Annotated in this window: 19 protein-coding genes, 2 tRNA genes, 1 other RNA gene and 1 riboswitch; of the genes, 9 read left to right on the forward strand and 13 right to left on the reverse strand. The window is 38.3% G+C overall.

The genetic code is table 11. From position 1 onward, the window contains the following. Nucleotides 1-15 precede the first annotated feature (15 nt). The 3 genes from M9949_06640 to M9949_06650 all read left to right on the forward strand — a co-directional run bounded on the left by M9949_06640 (nucleotide 16) and on the right by M9949_06650 (nucleotide 3,122). Complete coding sequence (locus M9949_06640; protein ID MCO5251084.1) at nucleotides 16-981, forward strand: class I SAM-dependent methyltransferase; 966 nt, start codon at nucleotides 16-18, stop codon at nucleotides 979-981. 169 nt (nucleotides 982-1,150) lie between these two features. Then, the gene (locus M9949_06645) at nucleotides 1,151-2,422 is read left to right on the forward strand and encodes a hypothetical protein (GenBank protein ID MCO5251085.1); all 1,272 of its coding nucleotides are present in this window, start codon (nucleotides 1,151-1,153) and stop codon (nucleotides 2,420-2,422) included. Between the two features lie 64 nt (nucleotides 2,423-2,486). Beyond that, nucleotides 2,487-3,122: a RecX family transcriptional regulator gene (locus M9949_06650; GenBank protein MCO5251086.1), complete on the forward strand. Its 636-nt coding sequence runs from the start codon at nucleotides 2,487-2,489 to the stop codon at nucleotides 3,120-3,122. A gap of 6 nt (nucleotides 3,123-3,128) precedes the next feature. On the opposite strand, the gene M9949_06655 is transcribed toward M9949_06650, so the two are convergent. Further along, entirely contained in the window at nucleotides 3,129-5,198 is a 2,070-nt protein-coding gene (locus tag M9949_06655; protein MCO5251087.1) for a glycoside hydrolase family 57 protein, read from the reverse strand. 176 nt (nucleotides 5,199-5,374) lie between these two features. Between M9949_06655 and M9949_06660 the strand changes: the two genes are divergently transcribed. From M9949_06660 to M9949_06670, 3 genes are all read left to right on the forward strand, one after another. Beyond that, entirely contained in the window at nucleotides 5,375-6,862 is a 1,488-nt protein-coding gene (locus M9949_06660) for an aldehyde dehydrogenase family protein (GenBank protein MCO5251088.1), read from the forward strand. A gap of 58 nt (nucleotides 6,863-6,920) precedes the next feature. Next, a riboswitch (SAM riboswitch) is annotated at nucleotides 6,921-7,031 on the forward strand. A 138-nt stretch (nucleotides 7,032-7,169) separates the two neighbouring features. Then, nucleotides 7,170-8,312 carry a PLP-dependent aspartate aminotransferase family protein gene (locus M9949_06665; GenBank protein MCO5251089.1) on the forward strand — a complete coding sequence of 381 codons (1,143 nt, stop codon included), beginning with the start codon at nucleotides 7,170-7,172 and terminating at the stop codon, nucleotides 8,310-8,312. Nucleotides 8,313-8,334: 22 nt separating this feature from the next. Next, nucleotides 8,335-9,525: a homoserine dehydrogenase gene (locus M9949_06670; GenBank protein ID MCO5251090.1), complete on the forward strand. Its 1,191-nt coding sequence runs from the start codon at nucleotides 8,335-8,337 to the stop codon at nucleotides 9,523-9,525. A gap of 66 nt (nucleotides 9,526-9,591) precedes the next feature. Here M9949_06670 and M9949_06675 read toward each other — a convergent pair whose 3' ends face one another. From M9949_06675 to mgtE, 6 genes are all read right to left on the reverse strand, one after another. Then, complete coding sequence (locus M9949_06675; GenBank protein MCO5251091.1) at nucleotides 9,592-10,305, reverse strand: pirin family protein; 714 nt, start codon at nucleotides 10,303-10,305, stop codon at nucleotides 9,592-9,594. 98 nt (nucleotides 10,306-10,403) lie between these two features. After that, nucleotides 10,404-12,164: a hypothetical protein gene (locus tag M9949_06680; GenBank protein MCO5251092.1), complete on the reverse strand. Its 1,761-nt coding sequence runs from the start codon at nucleotides 12,162-12,164 to the stop codon at nucleotides 10,404-10,406. 12 nt (nucleotides 12,165-12,176) lie between these two features. Then, nucleotides 12,177-13,244: a hypothetical protein gene (locus tag M9949_06685; protein ID MCO5251093.1), complete on the reverse strand. Its 1,068-nt coding sequence runs from the start codon at nucleotides 13,242-13,244 to the stop codon at nucleotides 12,177-12,179. A gap of 224 nt (nucleotides 13,245-13,468) precedes the next feature. Further along, a complete protein-coding gene (locus M9949_06690) occupies nucleotides 13,469-14,995 on the reverse strand; it encodes an aromatic amino acid ammonia-lyase (protein ID MCO5251094.1) in 1,527 nt (508 codons plus the stop codon). Nucleotides 14,996-15,098: 103 nt separating this feature from the next. Then, entirely contained in the window at nucleotides 15,099-16,901 is a 1,803-nt protein-coding gene (locus M9949_06695) for a long-chain fatty acid--CoA ligase (protein ID MCO5251095.1), read from the reverse strand. A gap of 38 nt (nucleotides 16,902-16,939) precedes the next feature. Continuing rightward, nucleotides 16,940-18,295: a magnesium transporter gene (gene mgtE / locus M9949_06700; GenBank protein ID MCO5251096.1), complete on the reverse strand. Its 1,356-nt coding sequence runs from the start codon at nucleotides 18,293-18,295 to the stop codon at nucleotides 16,940-16,942. Between the two features lie 167 nt (nucleotides 18,296-18,462). On the opposite strand from mgtE, the gene rpsT reads away from it, so the two are divergent. Together rpsT and M9949_06710 are read left to right on the forward strand one after the other, a co-directional pair. Next, a complete protein-coding gene (gene rpsT / locus M9949_06705; GenBank protein MCO5251097.1) occupies nucleotides 18,463-18,729 on the forward strand; it encodes a 30S ribosomal protein S20 in 267 nt (88 codons plus the stop codon). 12 nt (nucleotides 18,730-18,741) lie between these two features. Beyond that, nucleotides 18,742-18,815: transfer RNA gene (locus M9949_06710), tRNA-Arg, on the forward strand. Nucleotides 18,816-18,986: 171 nt separating this feature from the next. On the opposite strand, the gene M9949_06715 is transcribed toward M9949_06710, so the two are convergent. From M9949_06715 to M9949_06740, 6 genes are all read right to left on the reverse strand, one after another. Beyond that, nucleotides 18,987-20,261: a hypothetical protein gene (locus tag M9949_06715; protein ID MCO5251098.1), complete on the reverse strand. Its 1,275-nt coding sequence runs from the start codon at nucleotides 20,259-20,261 to the stop codon at nucleotides 18,987-18,989. A 1-nt stretch (nucleotide 20,262) separates the two neighbouring features. After that, nucleotides 20,263-21,579 carry a T9SS type A sorting domain-containing protein gene (locus M9949_06720; protein ID MCO5251099.1) on the reverse strand — a complete coding sequence of 439 codons (1,317 nt, stop codon included), beginning with the start codon at nucleotides 21,577-21,579 and terminating at the stop codon, nucleotides 20,263-20,265. A 543-nt stretch (nucleotides 21,580-22,122) separates the two neighbouring features. Next, nucleotides 22,123-22,887 (reverse strand): ion transporter, encoded by a 765-nt coding sequence (locus M9949_06725; GenBank protein MCO5251100.1) that lies wholly within the window; start codon nucleotides 22,885-22,887, stop codon nucleotides 22,123-22,125. Between the two features lie 397 nt (nucleotides 22,888-23,284). Then, nucleotides 23,285-24,436 carry a HAMP domain-containing histidine kinase gene (locus M9949_06730; protein MCO5251101.1) on the reverse strand — a complete coding sequence of 384 codons (1,152 nt, stop codon included), beginning with the start codon at nucleotides 24,434-24,436 and terminating at the stop codon, nucleotides 23,285-23,287. Continuing rightward, nucleotides 24,426-26,192, reverse strand: coding sequence for a HAMP domain-containing histidine kinase (locus tag M9949_06735; protein ID MCO5251102.1), 1,767 nt, complete (start codon nucleotides 26,190-26,192; stop codon nucleotides 24,426-24,428). The genes M9949_06730 and M9949_06735 overlap by 11 nt, the downstream gene beginning before the upstream one ends. A gap of 189 nt (nucleotides 26,193-26,381) precedes the next feature. Further along, nucleotides 26,382-26,455 (reverse strand) — tRNA-Arg (locus tag M9949_06740). A gap of 87 nt (nucleotides 26,456-26,542) precedes the next feature. Between M9949_06740 and ffs the strand changes: the two genes are divergently transcribed. Next, an RNA gene (gene ffs / locus M9949_06745) (signal recognition particle sRNA small type) lies at nucleotides 26,543-26,639 on the forward strand. Nucleotides 26,640-26,669: the final 30 nt, after the last annotated feature.

Genomic DNA, 26,669 nt, shown 5'->3' on the forward strand with positions numbered 1-26,669 from the left:
GAATAAGGAGAAAAAATGAGTGAATGTAGAATTTGTGGCAATGTGGAAAATAATCGGATTCATGTCGCTAAGGAGATGATGTTCGGGATGCGTGACGAATTTGAGTATATCGAATGTGGTAACTGCGGATGCCTCCAGATAGCGACGATTCCCGAAAACCTAAACAAATACTATCCCGCAAATGATTATTACGCATATTCAAACATCCAAAATCAGAGCAAGTTCAAGCTGTTTTTCAAGAGGAGACTTGCCGACCATCTACTCAAACGCCCGAATTTGCTTGGTGCTTTGCTCAAAATGATATACGGCGAACCTTTCGAAGCTTGGTGGTTCAATAAAACCGGCGTTGACTATGAATCGGAGATTCTTGAGGTCGGCTGTGGCTCGGGGCAGTTGCTCTTGAATATGCAAAATGCAGGATTCAGGCATTTAACCGGTGCAGACCCCTTTATCGCGGCGGACATACACTACGGTAAGGGCTTGGCAATTCACAAAAAGTACACAATCGAGTTGGATAAGCAATTTGATTTGATTATGATGCACCACTCCTTCGAGCATGTTCCGGAACCACTCGAAACGCTCAAAGATATTCAGCGGCTGCTCAAACCAGGCGCTCATGCCCTTATCCGAATTCCGGTCATGCCATCTTACGCATGGACAAAATACGGCACTGATTGGGTTCAGTTGGACGCTCCCCGCCACTTATATCTGCACTCGGTGCGAAGTATGCAAATTATGGCTGAAAGTGCAAATCTGACAATCACCGATGTCACCTACGATTCCACCGATATTCAATTTTGGGGTAGTGAGCAATACCTGCAAGGCATCCCCTTAAAGGACGAAAAATCTTATGCTGTAAATCGTTCCAAATCTATCTTTACACGCGAAGAAATCCGCAATTTCCGACATCAAGCCTCAGAGTTGAATCGCCAGCATCAAGGAGATTCGGCATGTTTTATTTTAAAATCAAAAAATTTTTAATTTTTTTTGTTCCTTTTTGGACTTTCATGTGTCATATGTTTAGGAGATGGAAATTTCCTGAAATTTTTGTTGCTTTGCTTCGTGATTTTCGATAAGTTTGAGTAATGAAAATGTTGGATTCTAAATAAGAAATTTGACGATGTTTCAGTAAATATACAGGGTGATGAACATGAGAGCCTTAGCATCAGTAGTATTCTCGATTTTGACAATCGCCTTCATTGGCAGTTGTTGCACTACGGAAGTAGTGGAATATCCAACGCAAATCTGGGTTCCTGTTTACAAGAACTTAGATGAAATCCGCAACGGTGTAAAAGCAGGAACCGCTCGTGCATTGAAAAATCCGGGCAAAATCTACTTTTACGGTAAGTATATACTTGTCAACGAACGTAACGAAGGGATTCATGTGATTGACAACACTAACCCACGTATGCCCAAAAACCTTTCATTCATCGAGATTCCCGGCAATGGCGATATGGCTGTTCGCAACAATATCTTATTTGCGAATAGCTACATAGATTTGGTGGCTCTCGACATCAGCAACCCTTCCTCGCCTACCGTAGTCAAGAGAATTGAGGGCATCTTCCCTATGCTCACCGATGGGCTCTGGGGTGGTGCTGAAACTAAGGAAGGCATGGTGGTCGAGTATGTTCTGAAGGACACTGTTTACAAATATTATTATGAAGATTGCGGCAAGGGACCTTTAAATCACGACTATCCGGTGGGTAATAGAGAATTTGGAAACGGCGATATAAGCATGGACAACAGCAAAGGAAACCCGAGCCAAACAGGCAAGGGTGGCTCGATGGCAAGATTTACCATTTATGATAAATATTTGTACTCGGTCGATATGACTTCCTTGCAATTATTCGATATTTCGACTCCACGCGACCCAAAAGTTTGGTCAAAAGTGAGTATTGGGTGGGAAATCGAGACAATATTTCCATTCAGGGACAAGCTTTTCATCGGCTCTACAACCGGAATGTTCATCTATGACGTGTCAGATGCTGCTCATCCAAAGCAATTGGGTCAATTTAGTCATGCACGCGGTTGCGACCCTGTGGTTGCCAATGACAAATACGCTTATGTAACTCTTCGCACAGGCACGCGTTGCGTCGGCAATCTGAATCAATTAGACGTGCTCGACATTAGCGATTTGACCAACCCAAAATTGATTAAGACTTATCCTATGCAAGAGCCTGCCGGATTGGGCTTGGACAATAATATACTCTTCTTGTGTGATGGACCCGCGGGTTTGAAAGTTTACGATGTGGCAAATCCTGCAGAAATCAAATTGTTGGATTGGCAAAGCGACATCAAAACATTCGATGTGATTCCGCTCGGCTCTTCATTGCTGATGATTGGCGAAGACGGCTTATTTCAATATGATTACACCGACCCGAAAAATTTGATTTTGCTGAGCAAGATTCCTATTGTAAAATAATTTTATTATGAATTAAATGCCGAGAACTGTTTAGTTTTCGGCATTTTTTGTTATTTTAGACTTTATGGAAAGAGCAAAAATAAGGAGCGTTAAGCAGAAAAATCAGAGAAGTAATCTCTGTGTAATCGAATTTTACGAAAATCGTGACAAAATCGAAGTGCATTTGGATATTGTGGTCAACAGCGGATTGAGGAAAGATTTGGAGCTGGAAGCTGCAGAAATCGAGCAATTAATCAATGCTCAAAAACTTCTTACCGCCAAACAACAATGTTACCGCTATGCTGCAATGAAGCCCCGCACACGAAAGCAAATGCGGCAGTACATGCGCACAAAACAACATGATGCAGCCTTTCATGAAAGCTTGTTGGCTTTTTTGGACGAATTTGGCTTGATTGATGATATGAAATTTGCTATCACTTTTATCAACAGTACTTTAGCACGGAAATCGATCGGAATTAGGCGAATGAAATCTGAATTGATGGTAAAAGGCGTTAATGCACAAATGGCAGACGAGGCAATAAATAAATTTTATCCACAGGAAAATATTATCGAATTTGCCGAAAAAGCAGCCGAAAAGAAAATGAAATCAATCAGGAATAAAATCCCCGAAAAACAAAAATCGTCACTTGCAAATCACCTTATTTATTTAGGATTTGATACAAGTATTGTTTTCAAAGTTGTCAAAAAATATTTTAAATAATATTCATTATATTTCCATAAATCCGTCCGTCGGAATTTGAATAGTCTCCCCCGCTGATTCGATAATTAATTTTAAGTAGGATAATTTATTATTTTGAATTATTTTATCAATTTGCAGAGCAAAATTAACAAAATTATTATTGTTATAAATATTTACTTCGCTAATATTTTCTAATTCAATTTTTGATAATTTATTTAATCTCGTATATTTAATTTCTACATGATTTTCAAAAATAATTTTTAATGCAAAATCGGTGACATTTTCGGATAATTTTATTCCCAAATATAATTGATTTTCATCATAAGCATATTTGAAAGATTCAATTACGCTTCCCGACTTGTGCATCGAAGAGTTGTCGGTATTTAAATCAATATTACCGCCCGAGCGCCAAGATTCGGAAATCGGCGAAAGATTCAAATCCGGCGTAATTTCCTCCTTTGGCTTCTTAACGCCCGACTCTAAGAAATGGTTTGCAATCGGCACATTTAGCTCATCCGGAATTTCCAATTTGAGCAATTCGTAAATTCGCGAAACATGATGCCTAAAGAGCAAATCAAACTCTGCCTTATTTTCAGTGTGGTGCTCCGGACCATACCACCAGAACCAATCCGAGCCTTCAGCAATCATAATTTCATTCAAAATTTCTCTCTCAAGTTCACTATCCAAGGTGTGGCGTAAATTTTCAAAAGTTGCCCTTGCATTAGACAGTACATTCCAAGCTTTGATGTCATCTTCGTGCCCAATCCAAATATTGAAATTGGCATTAATCCACGAACCGGCTCTAATTGATGTAAGTGGTGGGAAAAAATCTTTTGCATTGCTTTGGTTTACTACTTCGCTAAAAGTAACCGTTTGCAATTTATCAGATTTGTCCAATCGCAAGAAAAGTTCTCGCAAAAAAGGAATTCCGTTGTCCTTGTAAAATTCCCAACAGTTCTCACCATCGAGAATCACCGAAACGACGGCATTATCGAGTGCCGATTCGCCATATTGTCTGATGATTTTATCGCGAATCTTGAGCAAAGAATTTACAAAATCTTTCGCTGCATCGGATGCATTCCACGTTGAATAGAGGAAACCAATTTTATCGGAAAGATGATTATCACGATAAAAACCGGTTATGTCCCCATTTTCACCTTTAAATTTGCGTGGGAAATATTTTTCGAGCGGATTATAAGTTTCTCCGACTGAATGCAATAGTACGAGTTCATCACTTGCGAACCAGCTAATGTTGTGGTCAATCATAAGATTGAGTACTTCATTTGAAACGGAGCCTTCGGAGGGCCAAATCCCACGTGGTTTTTCGCCGAAAATTGATGTGAAATAATCGAACCCCGAACCGAGCTGCAAATCAGCATCTTCCGGAAAATTATAAATTGGTTCAGGCATCATATTGTCAGGATTTGCCTCAAGTGCTGAGCGGCTGTCGCAAATCAATGGCAAAATCGGGTGAAACATTGGCGAACAGCTAATTTCAATTTGCTTCAAATCTCGCAATCGCTTATATTGGTTCACGATTTTTGCTAACAAGAAATTTTGCTCCTGAATCATCATAATCTTTTCATCTTCGGTAAAATCTCGACCTTTGATTCTAAGTCTGTTTATGATACCATGCTGAGATGAATAGTACCCAAACCACGAAAGATTGTACCACATCTGCAAATCGCGCCAATCCTTCTCTTGAAAATTATTAACAGCATTTGAATCATATTTCACATGATTATATAATTCGTGAAATCGAGGATTTGGTTTAATCATATTCTCGAAATTTGAATGGAAAAAGTACTTCAGAATTTCCGATTTATCAGCTTCAGTCAACTCTTTCGCATTTTTTGCAGTCAAAACGCGAATTTTGTCAGTCCCTTTGGAGCGGACGTAATCATCAATTTGCAAATTGAGCGATGGAGCAAAGTTAAAGGTTTGCTTTATATTTGGAAATTCATACAGCACTTCCGGCAAATCATAATAGTCTTTTGTACCGTGTAACAAGACCCATGGTAATATAAATTCATTGTTAATCTTATAGTACGGCTGATGTTGATGCCAAAGGAATGCAACTTTTAGAGATTTATTCATAGTCTTTCACTTATTTTTCAATTCAAAACAAAATTCAATTTACAAAATTTTTTGCTTGTAAATTTACCAAAAAATCAACAATTATATGTTAAATCGCTGAAATTCCCTTAAATTTGTAAAGTAAATCGTTGTGAAATTAAAAATTTCGCATTTAATATTAATAAGAGGTTAAAATTATGGAAAAATTTAAAAATTACATTAATGGCGAATGGGTAGAGCCTAAATCAGGCAAATACTTCCCGAATATTTCCCCTGCAAACCATGAAGATATCATCGGTGACTTCCCCGACAGCAATCAAGAAGACGTCAATGATGCTGTAGCAGCAGCAAAGGCAGCATTTAAGCTATGGAAAAATATGCCCGCTCCCAAACGCGGCGACATCATCAAAAAAGCTGGCGACATTTTCACCGCACGTAAGAAAGAATTGGGTCGGATTATGACTCGCGAAATGGGCAAGCCAACTTTTGAAACTGAAGGCGACGTCCAAGAAGCTATTGATACTGCTTATTATGCAGCATCCGAAACACGGAGAATGTTCGGTTTCACTGCACCTTCGGAAATGGATGCCAAAACAAATATGACATTCAGAACTCCAATCGGAGTATGCGGTATAATCACTGCTTGGAATTTCCCTGTGGCTGTGCCATCTTGGAAAATTTTGCCCGGACTTGCAGCCGGAAATACTATAGTATATAAACCATCTAAAGAATCACCACATTCCGGTGTAGTTTTTGCCGAAATCCTTGAAGAAGCCGGATTACCCAAAGGCGTGTTCAACCTTGTGCTTGGCAAAGGCTCAATGGGCAATATGATTGTAGAACATCCCGATGTGAACTTAATCGGATTCACCGGCTCTACTGATATTGGTACTAAAATAGGCGAAATTTGCGGTCGGATGAATAAAAAAGTATCGCTCGAAATGGGCGGAAAAAATGCTCAAATCGTGCTTGATGACGCCAATCTCGAACTTGCTGTTGACGGAGCGCTCTGGGGAGCATTCGGTACAACGGGACAACGTTGCACAGCTACATCGCGTGTAATCGTCGAACAAGGTGTTTATGAAAAGTTTATTGAAATGATTGCAGATAGAGCCAAGAAACTTAGACTTGGTGATGGTTTAGACCCTAAAACTGATGTCGGTCCGGTTATACATAACAAATCACTCGAGAATTGTGTCAATTACTCTAAGATTGGTTTGGAAGAGGGCTGCAGACTTGTTTGTGGCGGCGAACCTGCTACAGACGGCGATTTGGCAAAAGGCTCATTCTTCAAACCAACGATATTTGCCGATGTTACCCGCAAAATGAGACTATTCCAAGAAGAAATTTTCGGTCCTATCCTATCTATCAGCAAAGCGGATAATTACGAACACGCTGTCGAATTGCAAAACGATTGCGATTACGGGCTATCTTCTTCGATTTATACCAAGAATGTAAACTTAGCATTCAGGGCGATGAGAGAGATTGAAGCCGGAATCACATATATCAATGCTCCAACAATTGGCGCCGAAGCTCATATGCCCTTTGGCGGAGTGAAATTCACGGGCAACGGTCATCGCGAAGGCGGCTGGACTGTATTTGACATCTTTACGGAATGGAAAACTGTTTATGTTGACTTCTCCGATAGATTGCAAAGAGCACAAATTGATAACTACGACGAATAATTTTTTTTGTCATATCAAAATTATTTTTTACTTTTGCATTGTAATGTTCTTTGGAAATAACTTATCAAGAAAGGTTGAGGGAAAGGGCCCTATGAAACCTTGGCAACCTGCTATCCATTTAGCAAGGTGCCAATTCCTGCCTTCTGCATGTCAGAAGGAAAGATGAGTGAAAAGAGACATAAGAAAATCCTATTATAGCTCTTTTGACTTGTCAAAAGAGCTTATTTTTTTGCTCTTTTGGCTAAAAATCTTGATTGATAAGCAAAACAGCAAATAAATTTTATCTTTTTATAATAGGAGACTTTTTATGAACGAATCAACAAAAATAATTCACTCAATCCCTGTGGACCCACTCACAGGAGCTATTTCCGTGCCGATATACCAAACTTCGACTTACGTCCAAGAGCAACCGGGTGTAAACAAGGGCTTTGATTACAGCAGAACCAATAACCCAACTCGGGCGATTTTGGAAAGGTTGATATCCGAACTCGAAAACGGCAAAAACGGTTTCGCTTTCGCAAGCGGCTTAGCTGCTATTGACGCTGTAGCCAAGTTACTCAAACCGGGTGATGAAGTGCTTGCTGTTGATGATATTTACGGTGGTGCCTTTAGATTGTTCACTCAAGTTTACAACAATTTTGGAATTACTATCAAATTTGTTGATACGACCGATGTAAGCAACATTGAACGCGAAATTAGCGATAAAACTAAGCTAATTTGGCTCGAAAGCCCAACCAATCCTTTGCTCAAAATTTCGGATATTGCTACGATTACAAAATTAGCAAAATCACGCGGTTGCTTGGTTTGTGTTGACAATACTTTTGCGACACCGATAATCCAAAAGCCGATTGACTTGGGTGCGGACATAATTATCCATAGCGCTACAAAATATTTGGGCGGGCACAGCGATTTGATTGCCGGATTGGTCGTCACAAATAGCGATGAATTGGGCGAAAGAATCAAATTTATCCAAAATTCAACCGGTGGAATCTTATCGCCATTTGACAGTTGGTTAGTAATTCGCGGAATATCCACATTAGCTCTACGTATGAAAGAACACTCAAATAGTGCTGCTGCTGTGGCTAATTTCTTAGTAAGCAGACCCGAAGTTGATAAAGTCTATTTCCCCGGCTTAGAGAGCCACGTAAACCATGGTATAGCAAAGGAACAGCAAAAATACTTTGGCGGAATGGTTTCATTTTCGTTGAAAAATGATACTGAAGATAATGCTGTGAAATTGGCTACTTCGACAAAATTATTCAAGCTCGCTGAAAGTTTGGGCGGAACGAAAAGCTTGGTTTGCAGCCCTTCTACTATGACGCATAAATCAATTCCGGTTGAGAGTCGCCGTGCATCAGGTGTGGTGGATAGCTTGCTTCGATTGTCAATTGGTTTGGAAGATAGTCAAGATTTGATTGACGACTTAGAACAAGCTTTCAACAAATTATAAATGAAATCGGAAAGAGGAAGAAATGGAAAGAAATGAAATAAAAATTGGTCTTTTTGGATTCGGCTGTGTCGGGCAGGGCTTGTACGACATTTTACAACAGACGCCCGGTTTCAAAGCTGAAATCGTGAAGATTTGTTGCAGAAATTCCGAAAAATCAAGACCTTTGGGAAATGAGTATTTCACTTTTGATAAAAATGATTTGCTGAATAATCCTGACATCAACGTGATAGTCGAATTGATTGACGATGCCGATGCTGCAAAGGAAATCGTAGTCGGAGCGCTTAAAAATGGAAAAGCTGTTGTAAGTGCGAATAAAAAAATGATTTCGGAAAATTTCGAGGAGCTGATAAATCTGCAAAACAAACTACAGACTCCACTTTTGTATGAAGCTGCAGTTTGCGGAAGTATTCCTATTCTCAGGAATTTGGAAGAATATTATGACAATGATTTGCTCAAATCAATTCAAGGAATTGTAAACGGTACAACCAATTACATTCTGACTGAAATGATTTCGAATAAAATATCATTTAATACAGCGCTTGCGGCTGCACAAACACAAGGTTATGCTGAATCTGACCCGACAATGGATGTAGAGGGATTCGATGCAAAATATAAATTGCATATTATCATGGCTCATGCTTTTGGGCTTGTTGTTGACCCGGCGAATATCATAAATATCGGGATTACGCAAATAAACGAATTCGATATAAAATATGCTACCGAAAAAGGCTTGAAAATTAAACTCGTTGCACATGCAATTAAACTAAAAGGTAACAAAATCATAGCCTTGGTTATTCCGGAATTTGTGGACTCGAGCAATGAATTGTACCAAGTTGATGGTGTGTTCAATGGAATTGTGACCGAAAATACTTTCGTGAACAAGAACTTTTTTGTTGGCAAAGGTGCCGGCTCCTTCCCTACCGCTTCGGCAGTGCTATCTGATTTATCTGCATTGAGTTACAATTATAAGTACGAGTATAAAAAGCGTTTCCAAGCACCCGATTTTCAATATACCGATGACCATTTGATTGAAATTTATCTCAGATATAATCAAATCAATTTTAATAATAGCTTGTTTGATGAGATTATTGAAGAATATAAATCAAGACATAATAATTATGTTATCGGGAAAATCAGCATTAAAGCACTGAAACAACTCATAAATAATCACAAAAGTGAATATAGTGTAATTTTGAAGAATATCAATCCATAAACAATTTGGGGTTGGTTCAATGCAAAGATTGCTCCAACCCCATTTTTAGTAATATATTTAGCTTTGCTATTGCCTCATTGGGACTTCTAAGAGTAAAAGTTCTGAACCGCTTTCAGAGAATAATTTAACTTCTTCTAAGTTCGTAATCCCAATCGCATCGCGTTTTTTCAGCGTTTCATCAGCAATCACAGTTATGCCTTCGATATTGAAAATATACAAACCGTTTGCATTATCGTTCATTTTGTAAGTTAATTCACTATTATGAGTTAATGTCACACGATTCAACCAAGCGTTTTGATATATCCAAACACCGGGTCCTTCAGGATTTGGCGACACCATTTCTTGAAATTTATTTATTCTGTCATCCGGTGAAAATACTTTTTGCTGATAACGTGGCTCTACATCTCGCTGATTTGGGAAAATCCAAATCTGGAGCAAATTGATTTTTTCATCCTCGCTATGATTGTATTCAGAGTGCATAATTCCACTTCCGGCACTCATGACTTGCACCTCATTCTCGCGAATGACTGAGGCATTGCCCATACTATCTTTGTGGGCTAACGCACCTTTCAATGGAATTGTAATGATTTCCATATTATCGTGCGGGTGGCTGCCGAAACCTTTCGCAGGATGAACAATGTCATCGTTCAAAACTCTGAGTAAACCAAATCTAACTTTACTTGGGTCATGATAGCTTGCAAAACTGAATGAGTGTGCAGCTTCGAGCCATCCATGATTCGCAATTCCTCTATCTTCGGCTCTATGAATAATTTTTTCCATAACAAAATCCTAAATTAATAAACTTATATTCTAAGACGTATGTATAGACATATATTTTATTATAAAAAAACCGCCTCGAAAGCCGGTTTATCAAAAATTTAATTTGCGGGGTATGTCAAATCGAACGAATTGAGCAAAAACATTTGATAGCCCTGTCCGGGTTTCATCAACTCGATTGTATCTATCTCGAAATCCGGGTAATAGATGTTGCCGAGATTATCTTTTACGATGACCAAAACTCCGGCTTGTACCATGGAATTCAGTGCTGTTGGTGGTGCCATGTTGCTATATCGCAAATAACTTACCATATTCCAACCTGCATTTAAACTAATCACTTCTTGAGTCGGATTAATTACATTGCCCCAAATGTTTAGATTTGCGGCTTCGTTCATAAAGATTTGGTAGCCTTGAGTTACATCCCAATTTTCAATTAAATCAATTTCAAATTGTGGGAAGTAAATATTTCCGACATTGTCCTTCATGATTACAAGTTTATCCGAAATTGCTGACGTTATCGAAGGCAATGATGAAACATCGGATTCGACATTGGAGGAAATCATATTCCAGCCTTGCGAGAGTTGTATTACAAATTTCACGAGGTCGTCTTTAGTCTTAAATGTATAATAAGCTGACCAATCAGTTGCATTCCCACCGACAGTTGCATTGACACGCCAATAGTATGTTTTGTTAGTGTCTAAAACTCCTTCAGAGATAATCAATTCGGTCAGAAAAGCAACACTTTCGCTGAATACGATATTATCTTCAAATTCTACAAAGTCAGTTGAAATTTCAACTGTATAGCTTGTTGCCGTTGGAACAGCATTCCAGTCAGTTGTGGGGATGATTTCCACATCTGTTGCCATATCAGCTGGATAGACCAAAACAGGCACTCCTTGGGCATCGATAGTGAATTCTTGGGAGAAAATCGCACCCCAAACACCCTGACTATTGCGAGTTCGAGCATAAATCGTATGAACACCTGCTTCTAATCCGTCGAGCATGGCTTGGTCAAACATTATTGCTTGGACACCGGGCTCAACAAAACGAATAGGTTCGGCGTTACCCATACCCGGGTCACTACCAAGCCAAAATTCCCCTGCCACAACATCTGCTTCTTCAACAATAAATTCATCAATTAGGAAATTTCTACAAGTTGTTGATGTCCATACATCATTAGCGTTTTTGAAACGGAAACAAAATGAATGAAAACCTTGTTCAAGACTTGATAAATCTATTGAGTCAATAATTACAATATCAAATTCCTCATCAAACCCAAATGCTGTAGCGTTTCCTATGCCCGGGTCGTTATTGAAGTAGTATTCTGCGTCTGTAAGCATTGGTGAGACAAGTCCTGATAATTGATTAACATAAAATAAACGACAAACTGAATTACTCCAAGCTCCATCTTCATTCTTAAATCTAAAGCAAAGTCGATGAAAGCTATAGTCCATGTCTGCAAAAGGAACGGAATCAATAAGCAAAATTTGCTCTGCGCTACCAATATCAAAAGCAATTGCATTTCTAATGCCCGGATCTTCGTTTATATAATATTCGGCGTCGGTCAAAAGAGGTGATTCCGGTACAAAGAGGCTTTTAACATTAAAGATACGACAAACTGAATTACTCCAAGTGCCATCTTCATCTTTAAATCTGAAGCAAAGTCTATGAAAACCGACTTCCAAATTCGTCAAATCTACCGAATCAATAACTAAGACCGAGTCATCACCTGTAATGTTACGGACAGTGCCATTACCAACTCCCGGGTCTGTATTAAAATAATACTCATATTGGAGTAAATCTTGCGATAAAGCCGCAAGTGACAAAGTCACGAATATGCAACAATATAATATTAATCTCATATTATTGCTCCGTTATTTGTTGTTTTTGGCGTTGATTTTAAATCTCAAACTACCATCTTGACCAACTACGGAATTTAAAATTGTCATAGATGTGATTAAAGGTATTGAGGGTTCTCCCGAAAAATCCGGAATTGGATTCTCACCGCCGTAAACGCCCATATCCACTCCATCCAGCCCTGAACCAATCGCGGGGGAACCGGATTGCAAATTTAGATTATGTGTTGCAAAATTAAATGCGCCTGCTGTTTTCACCGGAAGACTTACAAACAATGGATTTTCATCAATGATGTTGTTCTCACCGGTATTAGTTCCATAGGGAATCGTGTTGTTGCCCGAAGAATATGTCAAACAATTGTTAAATGTTGAATTCTCTAATCCCCGTGGCGGCGATAGAAAAATGCAACTTGTGAAAAGAGCATTTTCAACCCCAATAAACATATCGGTACTTTTCCAAAAATCAGAAAATAAACTATTTATAAATGCCGCCGGATTACCCATATATTGAAGTTGATTCAAAAATGCACAATTCGAAAAAATCATATCTTCAGCTCCTACAAATCTATTAGCTGCGTTGCTCGCAAAGAAGACAGTTGATTCGAATATACAGTCTTTGAAATACCAATCTGTGTGTAATTTATGAATAGCTCCACCTAAAGAGTAGAAATATGTAGCATTTCTAATTCTAATTCTTAATATATACAAATCTTCAATTGATTTACCTGTTGTAGGAATACCAATAAGCAGTCTATTAATACTCAAACCTTGTATAACACTTTCGGAGCAATTGTTATCATCATCCACTTGAGAAAGTGTAAGGTCGTCTAAAGTTGCCGATCGACCTGCAAGTCCTTGGTTGTAGCCGTCACCTATGATAACTAATCGTTTAGGCAAAGAAATGTGACCATATGATGTAAGTGACCAACTTACATAAACTGTATCACCAACGTCGGAATCGTTAATGGCAGTTTGTAAATTATCGTATTGAGCAGGAACATTAGGGTTGTTACTTACAGTACGAATTGCTGCTTTAGTGGCAGTTACTACCAATAATAGCAAGAATAAAAGTATTAAAAGACGCATAACATATCTCCATAAATTTTAAAAAATATTTCAAATTCACGGATTTTGTTATAATCCTTACTTTTAAAAGAATACATATAACAAAATTAGAAAAAATATCTCAAATTTGCAAATTAATAAAATTTAATAAATCATACATGACCAATTTTTCATTGAAAGTTCATCTAATAAATAAAAAAGGGAGCCTAAAGCTCCCAAATTCTAAATTCAAACTCATATATTAATTAATTTTCGAGACTACCTACTAATTTTTCAACTTCATCAAGGATTTTACCTGATTTGACAAGTTCCTTCATAGCATTATGGTCGTTAAACAAAGGTCTGTCAATATCGAGGAAATCAACATGCTCGCGAATTACTTCATGGGCGCGAGTAACACCTCTGCCATTGGTAAATTCTCTGAAGTCTAAGGCTTGAGCAGCTGCCATAAGTTCAATACCAATAATACCATAAGCATTATCGAGTATTTGACCATTTTTGATAGCAGTATTCATGCCCATCGAAACGAAATCTTCTTGGTCTGCAGCAGCAGGAATTGATTGAATTGATGCAGGATTTGACAATATTCTTTGCTCGACGATTAACATATCAGCAGTGTATTGACTTAGCATCATTCCTGAGAACATTCCCGCTCCCTTAGTCAAAAATGCCGGAAGCCCGACTGACAGTGCCGGATTGAGCAAACGATTTAAACGTCGCTCTGAAAGTACACATACGATTGTCAATGCCGCTCCTGCCATATCCATCGGCAATGAAACGGGTGTCCCTTGGAAATTAGCACCTGTAAGTGTAATATTATCTTCAGGTAAGAAAATAGGATTATCTCCAACTCCATTAAGTTCGACTTCAACTTGTTGGCGAGCATAATGACAAGCATCATGAACCGAACCGAGAACTTGCGGTGTAGAACGCATCGAATATGCATCTTGCACTTTAGTTTTCATCTTGCCGGTCATCAAATCACTTCCATCAAGGCATTTGCGGATTGCATTTGCTGAGCGAACTGCACCGACAAAGCCTCGCAATTGATGCAGACGAACGTCATAGGGCTTCATATTTGCCAATAATGCTTCAAGCGACATTGCAGCAGCTATTTCAGCATGTTTGATAAGGCGGTTATAGTCATATAATTGAATTGCAGACATTGCTGTCAACAAATTTGAACCATTAATCGTAGCCAATCCGTCACGAGCTTGTAATCCCGGGACGGGGATTCCGGCTTTTTCAAATGCAACAGACGTCGGCATTCTTTCGCCTTGGTAGAAAGATTCCCCTTCGCCCATGAGCGACAAAGCCATTTGGGACATTGGCGCCAAATCGCCACATGCACCTACGGAACCCTTTTGGCAAACAACAGGCGTTACGCCTTTATTCAGCATGTCAATCAAAGTAAGAGTGATTTCGGGGCGACATCCTGAATTGCCGTGAGCATGAACGTTTACGCGTCCTGCAATTGCTCCACGTACATATTCGATTGGAGTGGGGTCGCCAATTCCGGCGGCATGATTATAAATCAAATACTTTTGAAATTCTTTAATTTGCTCGTCATTTAGTACAATCTCAGAAAACTCGCCGATTCCGGTATTTACACCGTACATGATTTCGCCTTTTTTGACCTTATCTTCGAGCATAACACGACATTTTTTTATCAATTCAAGGGAATGCTCTCTTAGTTCGACTTTTTCGCCGAAACGACCTATTTGAACCATTTTCTCTATGGTTAGTCCTGACCCGTTTAACACGACAGCCATTTTATTCTCCAAACAATAACAAATAAATACAATTTTATGAATACAAAATTAACAAAAAAATTGCATTTATTGCGTTTTGAACGTGTATTATGCTACGATTTTACTATTTTTCGTACATCATGTCTATAAGATATGAATATTTGCTCTCTACAACATGTCTTTTAATGCTCATCTTAGGGCTTAACTCACCGCTATCAACGGTAAATGCCTCGGAAAGAAGTTGAAATTTGCGTACTCTTTCATACTTCGACAAATCCGATTGGTAAAAGTCTATATCCTTCTTAATGTGAGCTATGATTTTTTCATTTGCGATTAATTCAGTTAGATTGTTGTATTCAATGCCAAATTCGACCGCTAAATCCTTTAATTGGTCAAAATTGGGAGTAATTAACGCTGAAATGAATTCACGATTATCACCAATCAGAACGCAATGGTCAATAAATCGGCTTCTGCAGAGTAAATTTTCTATAGCCTGAGGAGCAATGTTTTTGCCACCTGAGGAAACGAAAATGTCCTTTTTGCGGTCAGTAATTTTCAAATTACCTTTCATTGTAAATTCACCAATATCACCTGTGTAGAGCCACCCTTCTTTGTCAATCGCAAGAGAAGTGCCAACCGGGTCATTCCAATAGCCTTTCATTATTGATGGTCCGCGAACAAGGATTTCTCCGTCGTCGGCAATTCGCAGTTCGAGATTGTCGAGAGGCTTGCCTACGGTACCGATTTCATTGTCTTTCGTAGTATTGTTTGCGACTATTGGTGATGCTTCTGTCAATCCATATCCTTGGACGACGCGAATGCCACAAGCATGAAAAAATATTTCTACATCTTCGCTAATCGGTGCACCGCCTGAGATAAATTTGTTCATACGACCGCCCAATTTAGCTCGAATTTTCGAGAAAACTAATCTATCAACAATTTTATATTTCAAATTTAACATTGGATTGATTTTACCTTCTTGGTCAGTCAAAACTTTGCGATAGCCGATGTCAATAGCTTTTTTGAATATAAAACGTTTAGAACCTGATTCCTTTTCCATCGAAAGAAAAATCTTTTTCTTCACAGTTTCTAATAATTTGGGCACAGTTGTCATCATTGTCGGCTTGATTTCCTGTATATTCGTAGCGACTGTTTCGACAGATTCAGCCAATGCAATCAGTGAACCGCACGAAAACAATGCCAAAAACCCACCCGTGCGCTCGTAAGTATGGCAAAGTGGCAAATATGAAAGTTGAATATCTTGAGATAAATCGCCAATAGATTCCAAAACTGCTTCAATGTTTGATAAAATATTTTTGTGAGTGAGCATGACGCCCTTTGGTTTGCCCGTTGTTCCACTCGTATAAATCAATGTAAGCAAATCGTCGGACTGAATAGCTGTCGCTTTCTGCAACAAATGCTCATGTCTGGCTTCGTCACTTTTGATTTTGCCTCCGCGTTCCTCCAACTCCTTCATAGATTTTACATATAATTCGTTAGAATCATAATCATCATTCATCACAATGACATGTCGAAGAGAGGCTACATTGTCTTTGAATTGCAAAATTTTCGAAAGTTGAAATTGATTTGACACAATCACAGCCGAAACTCCGCAATCAGTAAAGATTTCCTCTTCTTGCTTTGCGGAAAGAATCGGGAAAAGCGGCACATCTATAGCACCAATCAAATTGATTGCAAAAGATACGATTATCCATTCAATTCGATTTTCCGAAATCAAGCCAATGCGGTCACCTTTGTGGAAACCTAATTCCAGCAATCCGAGAGCAAGTTTTTCAACTCTGTCTTGAAGTTCACCATAAGTTAATGCTTGATACTCTCCCTCTGATTTGTACAAGAAAGCAGTCTTCTCAGAAGAATGATAGCGAACGGTCTGAAAAAACATATCGGGAATATTTTTGTATTTCATGAGAATACCTCAATCAATGTTGGAAATTTGACACCAAACTATATTGTTAGACCTAAGACGTATATCGCAACACTAAAGTAAATTATGATGCCGGTAAAGTCAATCAAAGTTGCCATAAAAGGACTCGAGATTACCGCCGGGTCGAGATTGAGCTTATCAATAAGGAGCGGCAATAAGCTACCGACGATATTTGCCCAAATCACCATCACCAACATCGAAAATCCCACAACGATTGCAATATTAAAGCTATCAGTTTCGACAAATAAGCCCCTGATAAATGCTATCACGCCAAGTGTAAGCCCCAAAAGCAAACCCACAACTATTTCCTTGTTCAAAACTTTTAGAACGTGCGAAAAGGATAGCCCGTCAACGGCAATACTTCGGATAATCAAAGTAGCCGATTGAGTGCCCGAATTACCCGCAGTCCCGATTAGCAAGGGCAAAAATATTGACAATGTGATAAGTTGCTCCAAAACGCCTTGATAATGTGCGATTGCTTGTGCAGTTAAAAAATTTGCAAATAGCAAAGCAATGAGCCACGGCACGCGTTTCGACCATAATTTGAAAATACTCGCAGAAATATAACTTTGCTCGACCGGATTGATACCACCGATTTTTTGAAAATCTTCCGTTACCTCTTCTTCGGATATGTCCATGATGTCGTCAAAAGTTACAATCCCGACGATTACACCCTGGGAATCAACCACAGGCAAGGCAGGCAAGTCATACCTTTCGAGAGTTTTGACGGCAATTTCCTGGTCGTCGAAAGCGGAAATCGAAACCATGTTGTAGTCCATCAAATCGGATACGAGCTTGTTCTCGTCGGCTAAGATTATGCTGCGCAATTTGATGTCATCGAGCAATTTCCCTGCACGGTCAGTCACATAGACACGATTAATCGTTTCGCTGTCTTTGCCGAATTTGCGAAGGTGATGCAAAGCCTTTTTGATAGTCCAATGAGAGCGAATCGCCACGAAATCCGGCGTCATTCGGCGACCGATACTATCATCGGGATAACCCAACAATTGCCGTGCTTCTTGCAAATCCTCAGGGCTTAGCAAATTCATCAGACGAGTAGTAACCTTTGCCGGAAGCTCCTCGAGCAAGTCAGTTCTATCATCCGGAGGCAAATCCGCCAAGAGCTGACGCGTTTCTTGGTCGGTCAGTTCATGAAGAAAAGCATCTTTTTGTGTGCTATCCAAATGCGAAAAGACTTCCGCCGACAATTCTCGTGGCAAAGCACGGAAAATCAGCACACGGTCTGACTTTTCGACATCCAAAAACAGCTCTACAATTTCGGGAGCGGGCCAAGAAGACAGTACCACTTTGAGGTCTGTCCAATTTCTTGTCCCAATCAACTCTTTGATTTCGGGTTTGAGTAACTCTTTTAGCATTTAGCTCCCTGATTGTGAATTACCAAAGCTCAAATTTAACAATAATATGCAACATATCATAGTCTTATCAACGAAAGAAAATAAATTTTTACTTTTCATTTGGTTTATTTGATGAGTATAGTTATTTTTGTAGTTCTAAAATAATTGTAAATTGATATTGGGTTGAAATGGCGCACCATAAATCGGCATTAAAGAGAATGAGACAATCTCGCAAATTGAGATTGTACAACAGACAGTTCAAGAAAGCTACTAAGTTAGCGATTAGAGCAGTACGCGAAGCTACGGATTTTGACGTAGCAGTAGTAAAATTGAGCGAAGCTACCAAAATTTTGGATAGAGTTGCAGCAAAGGGCATTTTGCACAAAAATAACGCTGCGAACAAGAAATCGAAATTGGCGAAATTTGTCAGCAAGCTCAAGCCGGCTGCTGAATAAATAGACATACAAGCGCCCTTAGCTCAATTGGATAGAGTATCTGACTACGGATCAGAAGGTTAGAGGTTCGACTCCTCTAGGGCGTACTCATTCCAAGATTTCTTATCTCAAAACCCTGACTATGTCAGGGTTTTTCTTTTTTGTCAAAAAAAACGTGCCTTAAACGTGTCTTATTATTCGTGTTTTCTCGTTCCGTCTTTGTTCTAATTTAGTGTATCGTCAATAATTACAAAGACGACTGTAATTCAGATTCATCCCTATTCGTCAATTATAACAACTGACGGGACATGAGCTTTGTAGCGTTGCTCCATATAATAATGTTCAGGAAATTCATCACGACCATAAAAACCGAATATTTCATAATTATGACTTTCGAGTGAATCAATATGAGCTTGATAATATGCTCGAATCAAGCTATCGCTTTTTCCTGTTACAAAATTATAACCCGCAGGAGTTGCAATACGGCAATAATTGATGCCTATATCTCTATTCCCGTGATAAGTCACTTCTATATCAATGCTCTGGATATTAGGTGCGTCATCTTTAGTTTTCAATAAAGGGTTTAATTCTTCATCACCATTACAAATAAATTCAGCATTTATCGTAATATCTTGCCTTCCAGTATTTACAAAAAAAGCACTATCGGGTAACATTCTATTAGTAATATATATTGTATTGCCAATTATTGGTAAATCTGTCATTTTCATTGCAAATCCTCTATCTTCGATGTATTTCAACCTAACTGTATCATTTAAAGTTGTTTTAGGAGGGTAGCTAAATTTGATATAGTTATATTCAGTTGTGATAGAGTCAATTCTCGTAACATATGGTAACTTAATTGACAAGACGACATCATCGTCGTTAGCCGATTCGTTTATATTCAAACGACGCATATTAATCGAAAAAATCCATCTTCTTCCATTCATTGTATCTTGAGCAGGGCTTGAGTTCCCACTAAAGAAATAGAATTTATCATTAATCCACGTATTCCCGAGGACAACAGCATTAATGAGATTAGTAGAATCCTTATATAGTTTGTAAATTGTACTGTTCGGATTATTGATTACTTGTGCCGAATCTCGAATATAGCTGAATCCAAATACAGTCCTTGTTGTATCAGCGGCTTGATAAATAAATTCTCCTTGCCGGTTTTCAGGTATATACAAAGTAGGGCGATATTGAAAACCACGACATTCGTGCTTACCACCAAACCAAATGTATTTCATCGAATAACCTGAATCGGCAATATTAGGGAACGACGACACTCTGCCTAAAGTAGAACCCCACTCATTCCTTGGTCTATGTCCATGATTCATATTGAATTTCAAGGCTTGCAACATCCGAGAATGACCTTCCCATTGAGTGCTGATTATAAAATTACTTTGTTGAAAATGTGCTTTATTTAATGCTTGATTTGTATAATTCTGACCATTTGCAATATATGAAAAATTCAATGGGCTTGGTTCGCTGTCTTGTGCAGACAATCTAATAGTTACAAAAAGTAACGCTGATAAAATTATTAATGTTTTCATCTTATTTCTCCACAATAATTTTAACTGATTCGTTAAATTCTTTTGAAGAAATCTTACAAAAGTAAACACCAGTTGGAATTGCCTTTGTATCCCAATCAAAGCTGTGCTGCCCCGATTCAAGAAAACCTGTATGCAGTTTGCGGATTATCCTTGAGTTAACGTCGCTTATTTCAACATTAGTTAGCCCGGATTTTGGCAAATTGAAACTAATTTTTATTGAATTAGTTCCCGGATTTGGGGATGCAGTAAGGCTTTGTTTGAATGGTTCATATATGCTTGTAGTATTAATCGGTTTGAGTAAGACCATATCCCTCAATCGTGCACCACAAATTTTATCAATTACCGGATTATAATCAATTGATGTCGGACGTATTCCATCGTATAGAAATACCGCCTTTTTAGCAGGAAGTTCCCAGCCATCTAAACGGTTATAAGTCCAAATTCCATTACCTGAAAATACATGAGAATTTTCAGTAAAAATTACAGATTCTGCATGATACCAACGCGTACTAATGTCAGTAATTAGTCTTCTTTCGGCAATATCCCAAATCTTTACTTGATAGCTATCACTACAAGTAGCCATCATAGTACCATCAGGTGAGAAGGCCACATATTTTGTAACAGACATATCCTTATGTCCCCAAAAAGCCCCGTAAGTATCCCAAGTACCGGAGTTGTACAATATAGTTCCAGTTTCACTTTCAACATCATTAGTAAATGGGACATATGTTATAGCTAAAAATCTACCATCGTCCGAAAACTTAATTGTATGTAATTTTGTTGGAGCTTGTGGTGTGAATGTCGTTATTTTTTCGTAAGTATTTACATCCCAAATATGAATCGCACTGATAGATTCACTTATTTGAGAATCATAAATTCTATACCATACATAAACGGCAATGTAACGCTCGGATACAGTCAACGCCATACAATCTGGTATATTCCAAGGTTCATATCCTGCATCTAAGGTTTTAATTAGTTCCCCGGTCTCAGTATCCCAAACATGAATAGTATTTCCTGTATCAGCCGCGAAAAGCCTTCGTCCGTCGTTTGAAATATCCATATTTTCGCTATATGTGTTATATGTCAGTTTGAATCCTTCGTATTCCCTCAGAATGTCGCCATTTTCCGTAAGTAGTTTCATTGGTTTGAACCCTTTGGACAGCACATAAATATATTGTCCATCAGGGCTAAACTTAACTGTACTTATCTCACCCCCAATGTGCTTTTTCCACACCAATGGGTCAGTTTCTTCACCCCATAATGGGTTGCAATAGAAAATTATTGCAACAACGAATAATAAAAATGCTCGTTTCATAAAAATTCTCCCTGAAATACATGTTCCGTATATATATACTATGACACATGAATGCCGAAATTATCTCAAAATTAGGGAAAAAATTTGGGAAATGGGAAAAAAATTTCAGTGAATTCCTCTTGACTCTGAAAGAGTCATATGTTTATAGGAAAAAATTGTTAGTGAATTCCTCTTGACTCCGAAGGAGTCACATGTTTATTGAAAAATTTGTTAATTTTATACATTCGACCTCTTCGAGGTCGCACCCTAACCTACATGATTGATTGCTATAAACATGTAATCCCATTGGGATTAAAGTACTTACAAATATCTAAATGAACCTATCCATAAAAAAAATCCCACGGTTAAAACCGTGGGCTATGTTTGTCAATGTATTTTAGGACTTATAAAAAAACCACACACCCCCTAACCACCTCTTGATAGAGGGGGAGCAGCTTTTGGGGTATTTTTGGTTGTTTTTCTCCCTCTCCTTCGGAGAGGGTCGGGGTGAGGTGAATTGGTTTTTATGTTTGTCAACTTATTTTAGGACAAGACTTATTTCGCCTAATCTTTCTTTTGTTCTTCGATTATCCTACGAAGTGCAATGATTTCGGATTTCAGTTCATCGATTTCATGCGAGCCCGCAATCGGAGCGTCTTTTTCCTCGGCATCGCGACCGATGAAATAGCTGGCAAAAGTGGCAGTGACATAACCGAAAATGCTATACCCGAAAACGGCAATTAAAAAAGCTAAGGCGCGACCCTCAGTCGTTATAGGATTAAATTCGTTACCTGCAGTAATCACCCGCATTGCTGTCCACCAAAGCGCAAGGCTATAACTTGTAAATCCCGGCGTCGGATTTTCCAGGGCATACATTCCTGCGGCACCGGCAAATATTACTATCAATGTAATAATTATCACATAGCCAAGTGCACGGCGCTTCATGGTTTTGCCCAAACTTCGCATGCTTCTGTTGAACGACGATACGAGCCGCACAAGCCTAATTCCCCGAACGCCACGTAAAATTTTAACAAAGCGGAAAATCCGAAATATACGCAATGCGGGAATAAACAATGATATTGCTGTGAGCCAATTTGTTTTGAGGAAGGATAGTTTTTCCGGGGCGAGTGTAATCTTAATCAGGAAATCTATAATAAATATTCCCCAGATGCCAAGACTTACGTATTCAAGCGTCTTGTTTATTCCCCAGACCAACTCAATCACAAGCAGGATTAGCCAAACAAAACCCAATAAAATCATCGGTCCTTCAAGTATTCGCTCTACCGAAGTAAGCAGCCTTATCCGTTCTCTAAAAATTTCTCTTAACATAATTTTTTATAAATAATACACCGATGAATTTAAATAATGAGGTCTCAATACATAAACGAATTCATTAATGTTGGATTTGAAATACTGAATATATGGTTGCAAATTAATTCAGGGATTAAATATTGGATAGACGCTGTTGCGGTCCGAATAGCTTCTACCCCGAAGGGGTTAAATCTATATACAATCATTTCGCGACAAACAAATATCCGGTGTGCTTTTGTTATAGATATTCAATCCCTTCGGGATTGTTGAATATGTCGCGATTTCTTCCCCCGCATTTCATACGGGGTTATTAACATTCAATCTCTCCGAGATTATCACGAACAAACGTTTTCCTTCACACGGTTAAAACTGTGGGCTATGTTTGTAAACGTACCGTATGACCGGACATAAATCCCTATGCTGTTCGGCTTGGAATGTGAATTGTAAAAACGGAACCTTCGCCCAATTTGCTGTCAACTGTGATTACGCTATCGAGCTTTTTGACTAATTTTTCGGTAATGGTTAGCCCGATTCCTAATCCGTCAAAATCCCGATTTATACCTTCACTACCCTGTCTGAATGGTTCAAATATTGTAAATAGCTTTTCCTTATTTATACCGATGCCTGTATCGGTAATTTTTAGTTCTAGGATATCTTCGAATTTGTTGCTTATTGTATTTGCTTCAACACTTACTCCACCACTATTGGTAAACTTAATTGCATTGTCTATCAAGTAATATAAAATTTGACGAATACACTCTTCGTCCGAATATACAGGTTTGAGATTTCGCTCATATTCAAAATTCAATTCAAGCCCTTTGCTTTGAGCTACAGATTCGAAATTGAGCTTGAGATTGAACATTAAGTCTCTCAAATCAACCAATTCTTTCTTTACGATTAATTGTTCGGATTCAATAGCAGCGAGTGTAGAAATGGAATTTAGTGTGGCATTGAGTCTTCGTGAGGATTCTAAGACATACGAAAGCATTTCATGTTCTTCTTGACTTTGGCAGCTTTTCATCAAAATATCCGAAAAGCCAATAATACTTGTCAGGGGCGTTCGGAATTCATGACTAATAAGGCTCAGCATGATGGATTTGAATCTATTTGCTTCGTGATTCCTGTTCAATTCTTTTAAAACAGCATCCCTATTATTATAAATGCTTGGCGAAGTATCTAAATGAATAATCAAATTGCACTCACTCTCAGAAATCGGCAAAATTTTGACTATTGCATCGGTATAAATACAATCACCTTTCGAAGTTCTCAGTCTGATTCCTTCAATTTTATATTCTTTCAAATTTAAATAGCCGTGGTCGGAAACTATGTTTAATATTTCATTTATTGACTTTTCGTCCACAATATTTCGGAAGCTTTTTTCATTGAACTCGTAGTAATTGTACTCAGTAATTTTTGCTACTTTTTTACTGTATCTTATAGTTTTTAAGTCTTTGTCCAAAATCCAAATAGCGTCTTTGGTATGCTCTATCATAAATTCAAAGTAATTCTCACTAAGAATCACTTGATTTAATTCGCCATTTTTGATTTGCTTTCTTTTAGAATTCATTATATTCTTCATTAATCTTTGCCAAAGGGATTGTAAAATAAAAAGTGCTCCCTTTGCCTAACTGACTCTCGACCCAAATTTTCCCCTTGTGCAGAGAAACAAAATCTCTGCACAGAATAAGCCCTAATCCTGTACCTTTCTCGTCTTTTGTTCCATTAGTGGAGAAACTGTTTTCAAGATTAAACAGTTTCTTCATATCTTGTTCAGAAATCCCTATGCCGGTATCGGCAACCATTATACAACAAAATTCTGGGTTATCATCGTAATCTGTAGCTAAAACATTAATCTTTCCACCCTCGGAAGTAAATTTTGTGGCATTTGTTATAAGATTCCTCAATATAGTATTGAGCATATTCGGGTCAGAATAGACCTGATACTGATTGTGAATTTTGCATGTAAGCTGGATTTCTTTTGCTTCCGCATTTATTCTCAACAAATCAATATTATTAACGATTAATGTCTTTAAATCTAAAACCATTGGGTTATATTGCAACAATCCGCGCTGTGAGCGAGACCATAGGAGTAGATTTTCGAGTAGCTCATAAACATTCTTGGCAGAAATATGCACTTCATCCAAAAATTCACGAATTTCATCTTTTGTCAAATCATTAAATCTGCCTACCAAAAAGTCCGAAACGCTTAAAAATGAGCTAATGGGATTCTTCAAATCGTGTGCAATTATTGAAAAGAATTTATCTTTCGTAATGTTCATTTCCTTCAATTCGTCATATTGGCGGTTGAGTTTTTTCTGTTGCTCGAGAATGGTTTCATTCTTTTCGCTTAGATTTTTCACCATTTCATTAAAAAATTTGGCGAGTTCACCAATTTCATCACTTGATTCAATCGCGGCTCTTGTCGTAAGGTCGCCTTCGGAAACTTTCATAACAGATTCCTGGAGGTGAGCCACCGGATTAGCAATGCTCCGAGATACAATCAGCGCTAAAACTATAGAAATAATCAAAGTCAAAGCAAACAAATAAATCAAAAGTGACTGCAAGTCTGCTATGTTTGCGGATTCTTCGACAACAATTTTTCTAATCAGCTTTTTAAATTGAATTTCAACTAAATTCATTTCTTGTTCGAGACTATTCATAGCAATGCTGATATCAACAAAACTTGAAAAGCTTGCAAGATAGTTAGCGGCTAATAGTTCAATTTCTTCTCTCGTAGTATCATTTATTTTTGACTGATTAACGGCATCAATAACTTTTGTCATTTCCTCCGAGACTTTTTGGACATATTCAAATCTATGCCTCATTATATAGTCCTTTTCTCGACGCCGTACCTGCAGCAAATATACCTGCGCTCGGTCAAGATTAGTTTCATCCAACTTACGTTCAATATCATGAACGGCTCTCCTGAGTTTGCCTTCTACCCCATCGTTTTCGTTGAGACCCATTTCGGCAATCAGCTGAATGTACTCATTTACCATATTAGCGTAGGTCAGCTTAATTTGGGCTAAGTCGCGGATTCGAGCATCCTTTTGCAAAATTGCCATCAAAGAATCTATAGTATGGAAGTTTGACCGCAACTTTTCACGATTTGTAGAATAGAGATTTGCAAATGCTGAGTCTCGCCGAATCAGCATTTCGAGTCGGAGTTGACTGCTTTCGAGAATTAGTACATCAAGTTTGGCATGGCTTTCGTTCTTATTGTTCAAGTAGAAGGAATACCAAGAAAATGCAATTACTACTGCCATCAATACGAATATGCTACCTGTTAGGAAGATCATTTTCGTAAATAATCTGATTTTCATAAAATCTCTGTCCGTTCAACATTTATTCCACAAATTTAAGCTTGCAATGTTAATTAATGGTTAATAGTCAGAGTATATCTATATTTCATGCAAAATTAATTTTTTGTAATTATGAATATATAAGCAAACATTGATATGAATATATGTTTGCGATGTGTTATAGTATGAGAATTTTGAAGTGAGATTTTGTACGCCCGAGTGGATTCGAACCACTGGCCCACAGCTTAGAAGGCTGTTGCTCTATCCTGCTGAGCTACGGGCGCATAACAGAACTTCAAAAATAAGAGTTTTTTGGCAAAAAAACAAATTTATTTTGGTCAGCATGGTTTTTTTTCGTATTTTTGAATCAGGACCAAGTCCTGTGTGGCTAAGACAAGCCCAATTCCGTCAGGTCCGGAAGGAAGCAGCGGTTAGTTTGCTCTTAGGGTGCATCAGTGCTTGGTCTCTTTTTTTTTTATATATGATAATTTTTCATAC

It is taken from the genome of Candidatus Kapaibacterium sp., assembly GCA_023957315.1.
Taxonomy (GTDB): domain Bacteria; phylum Bacteroidota; class Ignavibacteria; order Kapaibacteriales; family UBA2268; genus PGYU01.